Origin of the sequence: Streptomyces sp. NPDC018964 (genome assembly GCF_044390325.1) — a bacterium.
In the GTDB taxonomy this organism is placed as follows: domain Bacteria; phylum Actinomycetota; class Actinomycetes; order Streptomycetales; family Streptomycetaceae; genus Streptomyces.
The window spans coordinates 125,323-143,266 of sequence record NZ_JBIRYZ010000019.1 but is presented as its reverse complement, the minus strand read 5'-3'; the positions used below and the strand labels follow the sequence as shown (position 1 = coordinate 143,266).

At 75.6% G+C, this 17,944-nt stretch carries 6 protein-coding genes; 1 reads left to right on the top strand and 5 read right to left on the bottom strand.

Annotated elements, in window-relative coordinates; all coding sequences use genetic code 11:
* Window positions 1–77 precede the first annotated feature (77 nt).
* Window positions 78–6,338 (top strand): SDR family NAD(P)-dependent oxidoreductase, encoded by a 6,261-nt coding sequence (locus ACH5AO_RS27085; protein ID WP_398929034.1) that lies wholly within the window; start codon window positions 78–80, stop codon window positions 6,336–6,338.
* 660 nt (window positions 6,339–6,998) lie between these two features.
* Here the strand turns inward: ACH5AO_RS27085 and ACH5AO_RS27080 are convergent.
* The 5 genes from ACH5AO_RS27080 to ACH5AO_RS27060 form a co-directional block, all read right to left on the bottom strand.
* Window positions 6,999–7,850 (bottom strand): ABC transporter permease, encoded by an 852-nt coding sequence (locus tag ACH5AO_RS27080; RefSeq protein WP_398929026.1) that lies wholly within the window; start codon window positions 7,848–7,850, stop codon window positions 6,999–7,001.
* Between the two features lie 31 nt (window positions 7,851–7,881).
* Window positions 7,882–8,901, bottom strand: a complete 1,020-nt coding sequence (locus tag ACH5AO_RS27075) for an ATP-binding cassette domain-containing protein (RefSeq protein WP_398929024.1) — start codon at window positions 8,899–8,901, stop codon at window positions 7,882–7,884.
* A 124-nt stretch (window positions 8,902–9,025) separates the two neighbouring features.
* Window positions 9,026–14,278, bottom strand: a complete 5,253-nt coding sequence (locus ACH5AO_RS27070) for a beta-ketoacyl synthase N-terminal-like domain-containing protein (protein ID WP_398929022.1) — start codon at window positions 14,276–14,278, stop codon at window positions 9,026–9,028.
* A gap of 200 nt (window positions 14,279–14,478) precedes the next feature.
* Entirely contained in the window at window positions 14,479–16,767 is a 2,289-nt protein-coding gene (gene pabB, locus ACH5AO_RS27065) for an aminodeoxychorismate synthase component I (protein ID WP_398929020.1), read from the bottom strand.
* Between the two features lie 157 nt (window positions 16,768–16,924).
* Entirely contained in the window at window positions 16,925–17,695 is a 771-nt protein-coding gene (locus ACH5AO_RS27060) for a thioesterase II family protein (RefSeq protein ID WP_398929018.1), read from the bottom strand.
* Window positions 17,696–17,944: the final 249 nt, after the last annotated feature.

Genomic DNA, 17,944 nt, shown 5'->3' with positions numbered 1-17,944 from the left:
GGCCGGAGGCCACGGTCGTCCCGCTGCGGGTCGACACCGCCGCCCTGCGCACCCGTACCGACGAGGTGCCCGCCCTCCTGCGCGCCCTCACCCCGGCGACACGACGGCAGGCGGCCACCGCGGTGACCGCCGGCCCGGCGGAGGAGGAGGCCCCCGCCCGGCGGCTGGCCGCCCTCCCGGCCGCCGAGCGGCACCGCACCGTCCTGCGGCTGGTGCGCTCGCAGGTGGCGGCGGTGCTGGGACACGGTTCGGCCGAGGCGATCGGACCCGACCGTGCCTTCCAGGAACTGGGCTTTGACTCGCTCGCCGCCACCGAACTGCGCAACCAGCTCAACACCCTCACCGGCCTCAGGCTCCCCGCCACCCTGGTCTTCGACCACCCCAACGCCCTCGCCGTCACCGAGTTCGTGGAGGCCGAACTGGCCGCCGCGTACCCGGCGGCGGGCGACGACGCGGACGGTGACGCCGGAGAGGACGGGATCCGCCGCGCGCTCCGGTCGATCCCGACCCGGCGTCTGCGGGACGCGGGCCTGATGGACGTCCTCCTCGAACTCGCCGACGACGACGGCGCGGTGCCCGCGCACACGGAGGCCCTCGCGGACCCGGAGGAGCAGGACACCGACCCGTACGACGCACCGGACGGCCCCGTCGACACCGGTCAGCGCACCCAGGACGTCCCACTCACCGAGGCGTCCGAGAGCCCCGGAAACGCCACGGCCCCCGACGCCCTGCGCGCCGCACGCGCGGAGACCGTGCGGCTGCGCCGGGACAACCGGCGGCTCACCGCCGCCCGGCACGAACCGATCGCGATCGTCGGCATGGCCTGCCGCTACCCGGGCGGAGTGACCTCGCCCGAAGACCTGTGGCGGCTGGTCACGGACGGCGCGGACGCCATCACCCCGTTCCCCGAGGACCGGGGATGGGACCTGTCGATGCTGCGCGACCCGGAGTCCGAGCACCCCGACGGCTACTACGCACGCGAGGGAGGCTTCCTCGACGGGGCGGCCGACTTCGACCCCGGGTTCTTCGGCATCTCGCCCCGCGAGGCCCTCGCGATGGACCCGCAGCAGCGGCTCGCGCTGGAACTGTCCTGGGAGGCGCTGGAGCGCGCGGGCATCGACCCCGGCTCGCTCAAGGGCAGCCGCACCGGCGTCTTCGCCGGCGTGATGTACCACGACTACCCCGGCAGCGACGGCAACGGCAGCGTCGTCACCGGCCGCATCTCCTACAAGCTCGGCCTGGAGGGCCCGGCGGTCTCCGTCGACACCGCCTGCTCGTCCTCCCTCGTCGCCCTGCACCTCGCGGTCCAGGCGCTGCGGCAGGGCGACTGCTCGCTCGCCGTCACCGGCGGTGTCACCGTGCTCGCCACGCCCGGTGTGTTCGTCGAGTTCGGCCGGCAGGGCGGGCTCGCGCCCGACGGACGGTGCAAGTCGTTCGCCGCGGCGGCCGACGGCACAGGCTTCTCCGAGGGCGCCGGCTTCCTCGTGGTCGAGCGGCTGTCCGACGCGCTGCGCAACGGGCACGAGGTGCTGGCCGTGGTCCGGGGCTCCGCCGTCAACCAGGACGGCGCGAGCAACGGGCTCACCGCCCCCAACGGCCCCTCCCAGCGCCGAGTGATCCGGCAGGCCCTCGCCAACGCACGACTCGCCGCCGACCAGATCGACGCGGTCGAGGCGCACGGCACGGGCACCACCCTCGGCGACCCGATCGAGGCCCAGGCCCTGCTCGCCACCTACGGCCAGGACCGGCCCGGGGAACGCCCCCTGTGGCTCGGCTCGGTGAAGTCCAACATCGGCCACACGCAGGCCGCCGCCGGCGTCGCGGGCGTCATCAAAATGGTGATGGCGATGCGGCACGGCGTACTGCCCGCCACCCTCAACGTGGACGCGCCCAGCGACCAGGTCGACTGGACCGCCGGCTCCGTCGCGCTCCTGACCGAACAGCGGGAATGGACCGCCACCGGCCGCCCGCGCCGCGCCGGCGTCTCCTCCTTCGGCATCAGCGGCACCAACGCCCACGTCATCGTCGAGCAGGCACCCGCCACCGCGCCCACGGCCCCCGCCGCCCCCGACGAGGCGGACGACACGGACCCGGCGCCCGCCCCGGTCGTACCGTGGCTGCTGTCGGCGCGCGACCAGGACGCCCTGCGCGCCCAGGCCGGACGCCTGCTGGCGCACGTCGAGGAGGCCGGCGCGGACGCGCCGCGCCCGCTCGACGTCGCCTACTCGCTGGCGACCACCCGCACGGCGTTCGAACACCGCGTCGCGGTCGTCGGAGCGGACCGCGACGGGCTGCTGGCCGCCCTGGGCGCGGTCGCACGCGGAGAGGAACCGGCCACCACGGCCCGCGAGGGACTGCTCGCCGTCCTCTTCCCGGGCCAGGGATCGCAGCGGCCCGGCATGGGACGCGACCTGTACGAGCGGTTCCCGGTCTTCGCCGAGGCCTTCGACGCGGTCTGCGCCGGGCTGGACGAGCACCTGGAACGGCCCCTGCGCGAGGTCGTCTGGGGCGACGACGAGGACGCCCTGAACGCCACCGCCTACGCCCAGGCCGCCCTCTTCGCCCTCGGAACGGCGCTGTACCGGCTCGCCGAGTCGTTCGGCGTCGTCCCCGAGTACGTGGCGGGACACTCCATCGGAGAGATCACCGCGGCCCACGTCGCCGGGGTCTTCACCCTGGAGGAGGCCTGCGCGCTGGTCGCCGCCCGCGGCAGCCTGATGCAGGCGCTGCCCGCCGGCGGCGCCATGGCGGCGATCCAGGCCACCGAGGCCGAGGTGCTGCCCCACCTCACCGACGGCGTCGGCATCGCGGCCGTCAACGGCCCGGCCTCCGTCGTGGTGTCGGGTTCCGGACCGGACGTCGAGAAGGTGACCGCGGTCTTCCGCGAACAGGGCCGCCGCACCACCGCCCTGCGGGTCTCGCACGCCTTCCACTCCCCGCTGATGGAACCGATGCTGGACGACTTCCGCGCCGTGCTGGAGCGGCTGTCGCCCCGGCCGCCCGCCCTGCCCGTGGTCTCCAACCTCACCGGGGCCCTCGCCACCGCGGAGGAACTGTGCTCCGCCGACTACTGGGTACGGCACGTCCGTGAGGCCGTACGCTTCTCCGACGGGGTGAACACCCTCCACGAGCAGGGCGTCACCAGGTTCCTCGAACTCGGACCCGACGGCGTCGCCTGCGCCATGGCCCGCGAGACCCTGCCCGACACCGCCGTGACCGTCGCCGCCCAGCGGCGCACCACCCCCGGCGAGACCGCCCTGGTCGACGCCCTCGCCCGGCTCCACGGACACGGCGTGACCGTCGACTGGGCCCGGTTCTTCGCCGGCCTGGGCGCCCGCCGGACCGCCCTGCCCACCTACGCCTTCCAGCGGCGCCGCTTCTGGCCCGCGGAGATGCGCCAGGGCGCCGGGGCGGAAGCCGCCGGACTGACGCCCGCGGACCACCCGCTGCTCGGCGGGGCCGTGGAACTCGCCGGATCCGACGGCCACCTGTTCACCGGACGGCTCTCGGTCGCCACCCACGGCTGGCTCGCCGACCACGTCGTCATGGGCGCCGTCCTCGTCCCCGGCACCGCCCTGCTGGAGCTGGCGGTGCACGCCGGTACCTCCCTGGGCTGCGAGCTGGTGGAGGAACTCACCCTCGCCGCACCGCTGGTCCTGCCCGCCCGCGGCACGGTCCGGCTCCAGGTCGGCGTCGGCGCCCCCGACGACACGGGCCGCCGCACGCTCGGCATCCACTCCCGGCCCGCCGACGACCCCGCCGCCACCTGGACGACCCACGCCGAGGGCGTCCTCGCGACCGGCCCCGCGGCCTCGGCCGCCCCGGACTTCGACGCCTCCGTCTGGCCGCCCGAGAAGGCCGAACCGCTCGACACGGACGGCCTGTACGAGCGCTTCGAGGACGCCGGATTCGTCTACGGACCGGTGTTCCGGGGCCTGCGGGCCGCCTGGCGGCGCGACGGCGAGGTGTTCGCCGAGGTCGCCCTGCCCGACGGCGCCGACGGCGGCGCGTACGGTCTGCACCCGGCGCTCTTCGACGCCGCCCTGCACGCCACCGCGCTGGCCGGCCAGGCCGCCGACGGCGACGCGACGCGGGACGGCGACGAGCCGCAGGGCGGAGGGGTGCCGTTCGCCTGGAACGGCGTGTCCCTGCACGCCGTCGGCGCGTCCGCCGTCCGCATCCGGCTCTCCCGGGCCGGCGACGGCACCCTCGCCGTCGCCGTCGCCGACACCACCGGCGCACCGGTGGCCACCGTCGGCTCCCTGGTGACCCGCCCGATCTCCGCCGCACAGCTCGGCACCACGACGGGCCCCGACCGGGACTCCCTGTTCGCCCTGGACTGGATCCCGGCGCCGGAACACGCCCCGGGCACGCCGTCCGCCGCGCCCGAGGCGCGGACCGCGCGGATCGCAGTGATCGACCCCGACGGCACTCCGGACGGCACCCCGGACGGCACCTCGGACCCGGTACTCAGGGACCTCACCGCCGACCGGTACGCCGACCTGGCGGACCTCGCCGCGGGCGCCGACGGGCCGGTACCGCCGGTCGTCCTCCTGCCCGTCCGTACCGGCAGCGGCAGTGGCGGTCACGGCGGCACCGGCGACGGACGGACCGCGGGAACGGCCGACCCGGCGCGCGCCGCGCACACCGCGACGGCCCAGGTGCTCACCACGGTGCGGACCTGGCTCGACGACGACCGGTTCGCCGCCTCCCGCCTGGTCGTCCTCACCCGAGGTGCCACCGACGGAGCCGACCCGGCCGCGGCCGCCGTATGGGGCCTGATGCGCGCGGCCCAGGCGGAACACCCCGGCCGCTTCACACTGCTGGACCTGGACGCCGGCACCACCGGCACCGGTGACGCGGACCACACGGGTGCGGCCCTTCCGCCCGCCGTGCTCGACCCCACCTCCGACGAGCCGCAACTCGCGGTGCGCGAAGGCCGCGTGCTCGTGCCCCGGCTGGTCCGGGTCCCGGCACCCGAACCACGGGAAACGGACGACCGGGACACCGACGGCACGATCCTCGTCACCGGGGGCACCGGCGGTCTCGGTGCCGCCGTCGCCCGCCACCTGGTGGCCGAACACGGCGCGCGGAGCCTGCTCCTGGTGAGCCGGCGCGGCCCGGCCGCCGACGGCGCCGGCGAACTCGCCGCCGACCTCGAGGCGTCGGGCGCCCATGTCACCGTCGCCGCCTGCGACGTGACGGACCGCGCCGCACTCGACCGGCTGCTGGCCGGGATCCCCGCCGACCGGCCGCTGCGCGCCGTGATCCACGCGGCGGGCGTGCTGGACGACGGAGTGGTCGGCTCCCTCACCCCCGAGCGGCTCGCCACCGTCCTGCGCCCCAAGGCGGACGCCGCCTGGCACCTCCACGAGGCCACCGCGGGGCTCCCGCTCGACACCTTCGTGCTGTTCTCGTCGGTGGCCGGCACGCTCGGCAACGCCGGACAGGCCAACTACGCGGCGGGCAACGCCTTCCTGGACTCCCTCGCCCGGTACCGCCGCGACCTCGGACTGCCCGCCCTCTCCCTCGGCTGGGGCCCCTGGACCCGGGGCAGCGGCATGACCGGCGAACTCAGCGAGGCCGACATCGCGCGCATGACCGGCGCGGGCATGCCGCCCATGTCCCCGGAGCAGGGCCTGGCCCTGTTCGACGCCCTCCGCGCCGCGGACACGGGAGCGGCGGTCCTGCCCGTACGGCTGGACCTGGGGGCCCTGCGGGCCCTCGGCGAGGTCCCGCCGCTGTTCCGGTCGCTGATCAGGCCGACGTCCCGCCGCGCCGCCCCGGCAGCGGGAGCGCAGGCCGCGGACCTCACCCGGAGGCTGTCCGGACTCACCCCGGCGGAGGGCCGGGAGGCGCTCCTGGAGCTGGTGCGCGGCCAGATCGCCACGGTCCTCGGACACGTGGACCCGGCCGACGTCGAACCGGACCGGCCCTTCCAGGACCTCGGCTTCGACTCGCTGACCTCCGTCGAGCTGCGCAACCGGCTCGGCGCGCTCACCGGCACCCGCCTCCCGGCCACCCTCCTGTTCGACCACCCGACGCCCGGCGAACTCGTCACCCACCTGTACGCACGCATCGCCCCGGCCCCGGCCGGCGGACCGGAGGCGGTCCTGGCGGAGCTGGACAGGCTGGAGAAGAGCATCGCGGGTGTCGAAGTCGGCGCCGAACTGTTCGAACAGGTCGCGGGCCGGCTGGAGGTGCTCCGCAGCAAGTGGCAGTCCCTGCGCACGGAGTCGTCCGCGGCGTCCGGTGAGGAGGACGACGGGTTCGACTTCGAATCGGCCACGGACGAGGAGGTGTTCGACATGCTCGACAACGAACTCGGGCTGTCGTAACGCCGCCCCGCCCGGTTCCACCCGCCCGGCCCTCGGCCGGGCGGGCGGTGTCGTTCAGGGAGGCCGTCCGGCGCGTCCGGCGCCGTCCCGTTCACCGGTCCTGCCGGGGATCCGGCCCGTTTCCCCCTCGACGGATGCCCGTCCGGAGGCGGTACGGGCAGCCGCCTCACCCGCTGTTCAGCGGTTTTCCGGCCACGGCGACCTCCCGCCTGGCCTGTTTCGCCCTGCCGGATGACCGAAGCGGGCACCGGGGCGGGCGGCGGGCGGACACGCGTCCCGGAGACGCCGACCCGGTGCCGTACGGGCCGAATGCCCGGCGGATTCCCGGACGGAAGCGGACATGCCCAGGGTCCCTGACGGTCACCGCCGGCCTCGTCCGGCACCTCGAACCGCCCCGTACCGCCTCCGACCGCTCCGCGCCGCCAAGGAACGCTCCGGACGTGCCCGTTCGGGCGCCGTGCTCTGCCCGCTCCCACATGTCCGCAGCTCATCGGCTCACACCGGACCGAGGCCCCGGCGCTTCGCACACCCCCCGGTGTCCGCGGGACACCCCGGCACCTCGGCCACCCCGGAACCCCGCAGCACCGCACGCGAAAGGCCCGTGAGCGCCGGAAGGCGCCCACGGGCCGGTTCCCCGCACCCGGGGGAGTGGTGCGGGGGTCAGAGGGGCCGGCGGAAACCGGCCAGCGCGGCGAACGCGCCCGCCGCGCTGATCACCGCGCCGATGACCAGTGCGGGAATCGCGTGGTCGAGGCCCGGCACGTCCAGTGCGAGGGCGCGGGTGGCGTCGATGGCGTAGGTCAGGGGGTTCACGTGGGCGACGGCCGCCAGCCAGCCCGGCAGGTCGGCGACCGGCACGTACGCGCTGGACGCGAACATCAGCGGGAAGATCACGATCAGGGCGAGGTTCTGCAGCGGCTCGGCCCGCCGCAGCCAGGCACCGGCCGCGATGAAGGCCCAGCCCAGCGAGAAACTGATGAAGAGCGTGAGCCCGGCGGACAGGGCGATCTCGGCGACGCCCCCGTTGGGGGAGTAACCCATGACCGTCATCGCCAACACCATGATCACGAGGATCTGCACGGCGCTGCGCACGAGCCCCACGAGGCTGCGCGCGACCAGCAGGGCCCCGGGGTGCACCGGCAGCGAACGCAGCCGGGCGACCACGCCGTTGCGGAGGTCCTCCACCAGCCCCACCCCGGACTGCATCGCCGACTGGGCGGCGTTGTCCACCAGGACGGCCGGCAGCACGAAGTCGAGGTAGCTGACGCCGTCCGGGAAGTGCGGGGGCATGCCCATCTTGCTGAACACCTGGGTCAGCACGAACAGGATGACCACCGGCTGGATGAGACCGAAGAGGACGATGCCCGGGTCGGTCACCATCGCCCGCAGCGACCGTCCGGTCAGCACCCACACCTGAGCGGCGAACGAACTCCCGCCGAAGTCGGGCGCCCGGAGGACGACGGCCGGGGGAGGAGCGTCCGGGCGCGCGGCGGGAGTGAGGTGCGTGGTCAAGAGGTCCTCCACGAAGGGCGTCGGGCGGCGGTCACGCCGGGGTCCTGGCGTGCTGCTCGGCGAGGGTCAGATACACGTCGTCCAGGCTCGGCTCGCCGAACGTCAGCTCCGTGGCCTCGACACCCGCGTGGTCCAGCGCGCGGACGACGTCGGCGATCTCCCGGGTGGTGTCGATGGGGACGACGAGGCTGCGGGTGCCCTCCTCGCCGCCGACCGGGGCGAACCCGGCGCCGCGCAGCGAGGCCCCCGCTCTCCCGGGGGCGTCGTCGCCGTCCAGTGTCAGGGTCACGGTACGGCGGCCGACGGTGGCCTTGAGCTCCTCGGGCGCGCCGGAGGCGACGACCCGGCCGGCGGAGAGCACCGCGATCGTGTCGGCGAGGCGGTCCGCCTCCTCCAGGTACTGCGTCGTCAGCAGGACGGTGGCGCCCTGCCGCACCAGGCCCTCGACGATCTCCCACAGCTTCAGCCGGCTCGACGGGTCCAGACCGGTCGTGGGTTCGTCGAGGAAGATCACCTGAGGGCCGCCGACCAGGGACACCGCGAGGTCCAGCCGGCGCCGCAGACCGCCCGAGTAGCCGTCGGCGCGCCGGTCGGCGACCGTCGTCAGCTCGAACAGCTGCAGGAGCTCGTCGGCGCGGGAGCGCGCGGCCCGGCGACCCGCCCCGAGCAGCCGGGCGATCAGGACGAGGTTGTCCCGTCCGCTGAGCCGGCCGTCCACGGACGCGAACTGGCCCGTGAGGCCGATGCGGCGGCGGATCTCGAAGGGGTCCCGGGCCACGTCGTACCCGGCGACCGACGCCCGGCCGGAGGAGAGCGGCTGGGCGGTGGTGAGGATGTTGACCAGAGTGGTCTTGCCGGCTCCGTTGTGGCCGAGGAGGGCCAGGACGGTGCCCCGGCGGGCACTGACGCTGACCGAGTCCAGTGCGTGGACCGTGCCGTACGACTTGCTGACGGCGTCCGCCTCGATCATCAGATCGCCGGAGCCGGAGCCGGAGCCGGAGCCGGAGCCGGAGCCGGGCTGGGTGACGGGGGGCATGACGAGCCCGCTCATGAGGTGATCTCCCGCTGGTGGATGTGTGGATGCGCGCGAAGTGGAGGACCGGCCTCCGGCCCGTCCGCGGGTGCCGCCGCCCGCCGGTGCGGGCGGCGCGGCGCGGACGCGAGCCGTACCCCGCCTACCGGTCGTCGCCCCCGTCCATGAGACGGAACAGGTCCTCGTCCGAGGCGTCCTCCAGGTCCAGCGGTCCGCCGGCCGGTTCCGTGGCGCCGGCGCGGGCCGGGGGCCGGCGCGCGGCCAGCGTCCTCAGCCGGGCCGCCGTCCCGGAGTCGAGGCCGGCACCCGACGTGAGCAGCGCCTCCAGCGCGTCGACCAGGGCGCCCACGTCACGGACGCCGGCCGGCCCGGAGCGCCGGAGCGTGTCGCACACCAGCCGGGCCACCGCGGCGGGGGAGGGATGGTCGAAGACCAGGGTCGGCGGCAGCCGGACCCCGGTGACGGCGGTGAGCCGGTTGCGCAGTTCGACGGCGGTCACGGAGGTGACGCCCAGTGCGGTGAAGGCCAGCCCGGGACCGGCGTCCGGCGGCAGCTCCCCGCCGATCACGGCCGCCAGCTCGCCGCGCACCAGGTCCGTCACCAGGGCCTCGCCCTCCGCCTCGGTCAGACCCGCCAGCCGTTCGGCCAGCGCCGGCGCCGCGTCCGCCGCCGGCACGGCCTCGGGGCTCGCCACGGTCACCGTCCCGGCGGGCACCGGGGTCAGCCAGTACGACTCGTGCTGGAAGGCGTACGTGGGCAGCGGCACCGCCCGGGCGCCGGGCAGCACCGCCCGCCAGTCGACCGGCAGCCCGTGCGCGTGCAGCCGTACGGCGGCGGCGAGCAGGGACCCCTCCTCGTCCTCCCCGCCCCGCAGCAGCGGCTCCACCACCGGCCGGACGCCCGGCTCCCGCTGTCCGGGCCGCGCCTCGAGGCACTCGTCGACCATGGGGGTGAGCGCGGCCTCCGGGCCCAGCTCCACGTAGACGCCGGTGCGTGCGTCGGCGAGCACCCCGACCGCGTCCGCGAACCGGACCGCCTCCCGGGCGTGCCGCACCCAGTGGCCGGGGTCGCGGGCCTCCTCGGCGGTCAGCGGGCGGCCGGTGACGCCGGAGATCAGCGGCAGGCGGGGGCCGGCGAAGGACAGGCCCGCCACGGTCTCCCGGAACTCGGCGAGCACCGGGTCCATCAGCGGCGAGTGGAAGGCGTGGCTGACCATCAGCCGGCGCGTCTTGTGCCCGGCGGCGGCCAGCTCGGCGGCCAGCTCGTTCAGCGGATCCTCCGCGCCCGACAGCACCACCGACCGCGGGCCGTTCACCGCGGCGACGGCGATGTCCTCGGAACGGCCCTCCAGCCACGGCAGCACGTCGTCCTCGGAGCAGCGGACGGCCACCATCGCGCCGCCCGGCGGCAGCGACCCCATCAGCCGGCCGCGCGCGGCGACCAGGGCGCAGGCGTCCGGCAGGTCCAGCACGCCCGCCACGTGTGCGGCGGCGATCTCGCCCACCGAGTGGCCCACCACCCGCGCGGGCGTCACCCCCCAGGAGGCCAGCAGCCGGTACAGGGCGACCTGGAAGGCGAACAGGGCGGGCTGCGCACAACCGGTGCCGTGCAGCAGCGCGGCCTCCTCGCTGTCCGGTCCGGCCCACATCACCGAGGTCAGGGGGCGCTCCAGCAGGGGATCGAGCTCCGCGCACACCTCCCGCAGCGCGGCGTCGAACACCGGGAACGCGACGGCGAGCGCGCGGCCCATGCCGGGCCGCTGACTGCCCTGCCCGGTGAACACGAACGCGGGCTCGGGCTCCGGGGAACCGCCCGCGCCCCGGCCTGCCGCCCCGGCGGCCCCGTCCCGTGCGAACCCGGCGGCGGCCGCCGTGAGCGCGGCCCGGTCGGCTCCGGTGAGCACCGCCGTACGGCCGTGCAGGGAGCGGGTGGTGAGGAGGGAGTAGGCGATGTCGCGGGCCGACACCTCCGGATGCGCCTCGGCGTACCCGGCCAGCCGCCGGGCCTGGCCCCGCAGGGCCGCGGTGTCCCGCGCCGACACCAGCCACGGCACGACGGCCCCACCGGCCCTGGGGACGTCCCGCCCGGCCTCACCCGCGTCCGCCGGCCCGCCGTCCCGCCCGGCCCCGGCCTCCTCCAGGACGAGGTGGGCGTTGGTGCCGCTGATGCCGAACGACGAGACGGCCGCCCGGCGGGTCCTGCCCGCCCCGGCCGGCCACTCCCGTGCCTCGTTCAGCAGCCGGACGGCGCCGGAGGACCAGTCCACCCGGGAGCTGGGGGTGTCCGCGTGCAGGGTGCGCGGCAGCACTCCGTGCTCCAGCGCGAGGACCATCTTCATCACCCCGGCCACGCCGGCCGCCGCCTGGGTGTGGCCCAGGTTCGACTTGACCGAGCCCAGCCACAGCGGCCGCCCCTCGGGACGCTCCCGCCCGTAGGTGTCGAGCAGCGCCTGCGCCTCGATCGGGTCGCCGAGCGACGTACCGGTGCCGTGCGCCTCCACCACGTCCACGTCCGCCGCGGTCAGCCCCGCGTCGGCCAGCGCCCTCCGGATGACCCGGCGCTGGGCGGGACCGTTGGGCGCGGTCAGGCCGTTGGAGGCGCCGTCCTGGTTGACCGCCGAGCCGCGGATCACCGCGAGCACGGGATGACCGTTGCGCCGGGCGTCGGACAGCCGCTCCAGGAGCAGCAGACCGGCGCCCTCCGACCAGGCGGCCCCGTCGGCGCCCTCGCCGAAGGACTTGCAGCGGCCGTCCGGGGACAAGCCCCGCAGCCGGGAGAAGCCCACGAACGGCGCCGGTGTCGCCATCACCGCCACGCCCCCGGCGAGCGCCAGCTCCGACTCCCCGGACCGCAGCGACCGGCACGCCAGGTGCAGCGCGACCAGCGACGAGGAGCAGGCCGTGTCCACCGTCAGGGCGGGACCGTCGAGGCCCAGGGTGTACGAGATCCGCCCGGACAGCGCACCGGCGGAGGTGCCCACCGGGAGAAGCCCCTCCAGTTCGCCGGAGGGGTCGGTCGCGCCCGTCGCGTAGTCGTGGTACATGGCGCCGGCGAACACACCGGTACGGCTGCCGCGCAGCGTCAGCGGATCGATCCGGGCCCGCTCCACGGCCTCCCAGGCGAGCTCCAGCAGCAGTCGCTGCTGCGGGTCGGTGGCGAGCGCCTCCCGTGCCGACATGCCGAAGAAACCGGCGTCGAAGTGGGCGGCGTCGCGCAGGAACCCGCCCTCGCGGGCGTAGGAGGTGCCCGGGCGCTCCGGGTCGTCGTCGAAGAGGGTGTCCAGAGGCCACCCGCGGTCGGTGGGGAACCCGGACACGGCGTCCACGCCGTCGGCCAGCAGCTCCCACAGCGCCTCGGGGGAGGCGATGTCCCCGGGCAGCCGGCAGGCCATGCCCACGATCGCCACGGGCTCGTCACCGGTCACCGGGCCGGGCGGCGGTTCCTCCTCCCGGCCGTTCAAACCGGCCAGTTCCCGGGCGAGGGCGGCCGGGGTCGGGAAGTCGAAGGCCACCGCGGCGGGCAGCCGGAGCCCCGTGGTCTCGGCGAGCGCGTTGCGCAGCCGCACCGAGGCCACCGAATCGAGGCCGTGCGCGCGGAACGTGACGTCCGGTCCGATGGGTTCCGTGCCGTCCGCGTCCCCCGCGCCGAGCACCTCGGCGACCGCGGCGACGACCAGGTCGAGGGCCGTGCGCAGGTCCGGGCGGGGCGCGTCGGCGGGAACCGGTACGGGGTGCGCCGCGTCGTCGGCCAGGATCCGCTCCAGCGCCAGCCGGTTGATCTTCCCGGCGGGTGTGCGCGGCAGGGCCGGCAGGACGACGAGCTCGAGCGGGATCTTGTACTCGGCGACGCCGCGTTCCCGCAGGAACGCCGTCACCTCACGGAGACCGACCGGGCTCACGGGGACGTTCCCGGCGTCCGGCGAGGCGTCCGACGATGCGTCCGGCGACGCGGTCACCACCAGGCAGGGGTACTCCCCGAGCCGCGGATCGGGTTTGGCGACCACCGCCAGCGGACCGATGCCGGGCAGGTCCGCCAGCAGGCCCTGGATCTCCACGGCGTTGAACTTCCGCCCGCCCACGTTGATCAGTTCGGCGGAGCGGCCGTGGAACGTCACGAGACCGTCCGCGCCGATCGAGGCGAGGTCACCGGTGCGCAGCCAGCCGTCCTCGGACACCACCGACCGGGTCAGCTCCGGCTCGCCGTGGTAACCGCGGAACATGCTGGGACTGCGGTAGTACAGCTCCCCGGCCTCACCGGGGGCACACGGTCGTCCGTCCTCGCCGAGGACGCGCAGCTGCGCGCCCCGCACCGGCCGTCCCACACTGCGCGCGGCGACCTCCGGCGGGTCCCCGGCCAGGCTGCTGGTGCCGTTCCCGGCCTCCGACATGCCCCACACCACGACCAGCGCGGTGTCCAGGGTCTCCCGCACCTCGCGCACCAGGGCGGCGGGCAGGGCGGCGCCGGCGGTCAGCACCCGCTCCGGGCGGAACCCCGCCCCCGACTCCGACTCCCGGGCCCGCGCCACCACGTCGTGCAGCTGCGCCGGTACGGCGACCACCACGCTCGGCCGCTCCGACCGCGCCAGCTCCAGGAAGCGGTCCACGTCCCACGAACCCAGCAGCACCTGACGGCCGGAACGGAACAGCGCCGAGTACATCGACTGCAGCCCGAAGCAGTGGGTCAGCGGGCACGCCGTGATCAGGGTGCCGCCGAACGGCCCGGCGCTGTCCTCGGTCGCCGCGCGGGAGTTGGTGAGCAGCGAGTCGTGGGTGTGCAGACAGATCTTGGGCCGCGCGGAGGTGGTGCCGGAGGAGGGGAACAGCAGGAACGGCGCGTCGGGCCGCACCTGAACCGGCCGGGGCCGCTCACCCGCGCAGCGCGCCAGCAGGCCCTCGACCGTCTCCGCCCCGTCCGCCGCGTCGCCGCCGGCGACCAGGACGGCGCGCAGCGACGGCAACGCCTCCCGCAGCACCGCCGTGCCGAGCGGGCCGTCGGCGTCCTGGACGCCCGGCGGCAGCACGAGCACCGTCGGGCCGACCCGCTCCAGCAGGGCCCGTACGTCGGCGGGGGTGTTGCCCCGGTGGACGGGCAGGGTGACGGCGCCCACCGACGCGGCCGCCAGGTGCAGCGTGACGTACTCCCAGCAGTTGGGCAGGTGCAGGGCGACCACGTCGCCGGGGCCGACACCGGCCTCCTGGAGACCGTGGGCCAGCGCGTCCACCTCGGCCCGCCACTGCGGCCAGGTCCGGGTGCGTTCGCCGTCCACCAGCGCCACCGCGTCACCCCCGTCGCGCACGGCCGCGGCGAACACGTCGGGCAGGGTGAGGCCGTCCAGCCCGCCGTCGGCGGCACCGGGCGGCTGGATCACGTAGTCGTCAGCGTGGACGGGCACCATCACTCCCGGGGGTGTCGAGCGTTTCCGGCGTAGGGGAACCCGTCCAGGCTGCTGCCCGGCACCCCGGATTTTCCCTAGACATGGCCGGCCGCGCGCATACGGGAGCCGGGAGAGGGGGACAGCCCGCCGACCCGCAGGTCCGCAGGCACAGCAACGTCCCGGCGGAGCCACGTGGCTCCGCCGGGACGCTTTGTCACGGGTCAGCCGGTCCGGGGGGCCATCCGTCCGTCCCGCGACGTCCCCGGGGCGGCGGGGGCCGTCGTACCGGCCCCGGCCGCCGCGCCGTCCGCGCCGTCCGCGTCGTCGTCCGCGAGGTCCACGCGTCCGGGGAACGCGGTGCCGAGCAGCCGCAGCAGCGGCGCCGCCTTCACCGCCGTCTCCTCGAACTCCGCCGCGGGGTCCGACAGCGCGATGACGGCGCCGCCGACGCCGTAGCGCAGCCGGTTCCCGCTGAGCACCACCGTGCGGATGACGATGCTCAGGTCCACCGCCCCGGTGAGCGAGAAGTAGCCGATGGCCCCCGAGTACACGCCGCGCGGACCGCCCTCCAGCCGGTCGATGATCTGCATGGTGCGGATCTTCGGCGCCCCCGTCATCGAACCGCCGGGGAACGCGGCGCGCACGGCGGCGACCGGGCTCAGGTGCGGGCGCAGCCGTGCCCGCACCGTGCTCACCAGCTGGTGCACCGTCTCGTACGTCTCCACCTGGAACACCGGGTCCGCGACGACCGAGCCGACCTCCGCGCACCGGCCGAGGTCGTGCCGGACCAGGTCGACGATCATCAGGTTCTCGGCGCGGTCCTTCTCGCAGGCCGCCAGGTCCTGCGCGAACCACGCGTCCTCCTGCGGGGTGGCGCCGCGCGGCCGGGTGCCCTTGATGGGTTTGGACTCCATCACGCCGTGCCGGTCGATGCGCAGGAACCGCTCGGGCGACGTGCTGAGCACCGCCATGGGTCCGAAGTGCAGGAACGCGGCGAACGGCGCCCGGCTCACCCGGCGCAGACAGCGGTACGCCTGCCACGGGTCCAGGTCGGTGTCCGCCTCGGCCATGTTGGTCAGGCACACCTCGTACGTCTCACCGGCCGCGATCTCCTGCTGGCAGGCGTCGATCAGCTTGAGGTAGGCGTCACGGTCGTGGCGCAGCACCACCGGCCCGGTGCCGCCGGCCGCGGGGGGCTCGTAGGGCTCCGGTTCCCAGCCCGCGACCGTCTCCAGGGCGGCGGCGGACGAGGCGAGCCAGGACCGCGCGGCCTCCTCGTCGCCGTCCTCGGCCAGGGCCAGCAGATAGGTCGTGTCGGTACGGTGGTCGAGCACCAGGGCGCGGTCGGCGAAGACGAGGACGGCGTCGGGATCGGGGGAACGGTGCGCCGCCTCCCCGTCGCACTCCGCCTTCAGCTCGTAGCCGAGGCAGCCGACCCAGCCGAGGGCGAAGTCGAAGGGCAGCTCGGGCACGTCGGTGCTCAGTCCGGCGAGGTCCCGCTCCAGCCAGGACAGGAAGGCCGACCGTTCGACGCGGGTGGTGCCGCCCCCGGTGACGGTCACGGTGCCGGCCTCCACGTCCGCCGTGGCGACCCGGGCCAGCGGACCGGAGGCGTCCCCCATCACGGACAGCTGTCCGAGGCGTCCGCCCGGGCGGCTGCTGTCCAGCCAGAACGGGTGGTCGCCGGTGCGGAACAGCCAGTCGAAGGCGACCTCCGCGTCCCAGCGGGTGCGCAGCCGCTCGACGAGGACCCGCAGCCGCCGGGGCGAACCGCCCTCCGTGGCCCGGTCACCGGCCCCGGCCGTCACCGCCGCCCGCCCGCCGCCCGCGCCCGTCGTCGTGCCTCCGGCCGCACCCGTGGCGTCGGGGGAGCGCCGTTGTTCCGGAACGCTCCGCGGGCCGGCCGGCCCGTTCTCGCCGGGGCGGGAGCGGCCGTGCCGCTCGGTCAGCCGGCGGAAGTTCTCCAGCAGCCGGTGGCCCTCCTGGGTGCCGATGGACTCCGGATGGAACTGAACGCCCCACAGCGGCAGACTCCGGTGGCGCAACGCCATCAGCACCCCGTCCGGCGACCACGCCGTGGCCTCGAGCTCCGGCGGCAGCTCCGTCACGGCGAGGGAGTGGTAGCGGACCACCTCCAGCGGCTGCGGCAGCCCCTCGAACAGCCCGGTGCCGTCGTGCCGCACGGCGCAGGTCCTGCCGTGACGCGGCTCGGGCGCGCGCCCCACCGAGGCGCCGTGGGCCAGCGCCATGCCCTGGTGGCCCAGGCACACCCCGAGCACGGGCAGCCGGCCCTCCTCGGCGATGCCCGCGCACAGCCCGAAGTCGGCCGGCCGGTGCGGTGTGCCGGGGCCGGGGGAGAGCACCACGTTGTCGAAGGAGTCGAGGAGTCCTGGCCGCCACGCCGGGTCGTCGTTGCGGATCACCTCGGGCTCCCGCCCGTTGACCCGGGACAAGTAGTGGAACAGGTTGTAGGTGAACGAGTCGTAGTTGTCGACGAGCAGTGTGCGCATGAGCGTTTCCTTGTCCAGGAGGCGCGTGAGCGGAAAGTGACGGGGAACGTGACGGACGCGGGTGACGGTCCGGCCGTGTGCGGGCTCTCCGGTGGTGGGTCGACCACGACTCCTGCGCCGGCCCGGGTGGCGCCGTCCGGCGGCACCCGGGCGGACGTCAGGACGCCGGGGCGGACCGCGCCAGGCCGAGGGCGTCGGCGATCTCGCCGTTGACCGCGGTCAGGTGCTGGGTGAGGAAGAAGTGGCCGCCGGTGAACACCCGCAGCCGGAACGGACCTTCGGTGTGGTCCCGCCACCGCTCGGCCTCCTCGACGGTGGTGAGCGGGTCGCCGTCGCCGGTGAGCACGGTGATCCCGCAGCGCACCGTGCGCTCCGGCGGGCAGGAGTACGTCTCGATGGCGCGGTAGTCGCCGCGCAGCGCCGGCAGGGCCATGCGCAGGATCTCCTCGTCGCCGAGGACACCCGCCGCGGTGCCGTTCAGCCGCTTCATCTCGGCGACGATCCCGTCGTCGTCCCGCAGGTGCACCTCCTCGGCGCGCGTGGTCGACGGGCCGCGCCGGCCGGAGGCGATGACGGTGCGCGGCCCGGCGTCCTTCTGCTCCAGCCGCCACGCCGTCTCGAACGCCAGCGCCGCGCCCATGCTGTGCCCGAAGAACACGCACGGCCGGTCGTCCAGCGTCAGCAACCGCTCGGCGATCAGGTCGGCCAGCCGGCCGAGGTCCTCCACGCAGGGCTCCTTGCGCCGGTCCTGACGGCCGGGGTACTGCAGCGACAGGACCTCGGCGGCCGGGGCGAACCGAGCCGAGACCGGGTGGTAGAAGCTGGCCGAACCGCCCGCGTGCGGGAAGCAGACCAGCCGTACCGCGTCGGCGTCGGCCGGGTGGTAGCGCCGCAGCCACAGGGCCCCGGTGTCGTCAGCGGTGGTCACGGTGTGAGTCCCTTCGGTGATGCCGTGGCCGGCGGTGTTCCGCCGGCCGGGCGGGTCCGCGGCGGTCCGCACGGGCGCACCTCCCGTTCGCGGACCGCCGCGGCCCGCTGCGCCCCGGCGGGAGACCCGGGCCTCTGGCCCCGGACCTCCCGCACGGGAGCCCCGTGCGGGGGCCGGCCCCGAGGGCCCGTCCCGGCACGGAAGTCCTTCCGTCCGCCACCGCCACATGTGCGTCTGCCACATGTGCGT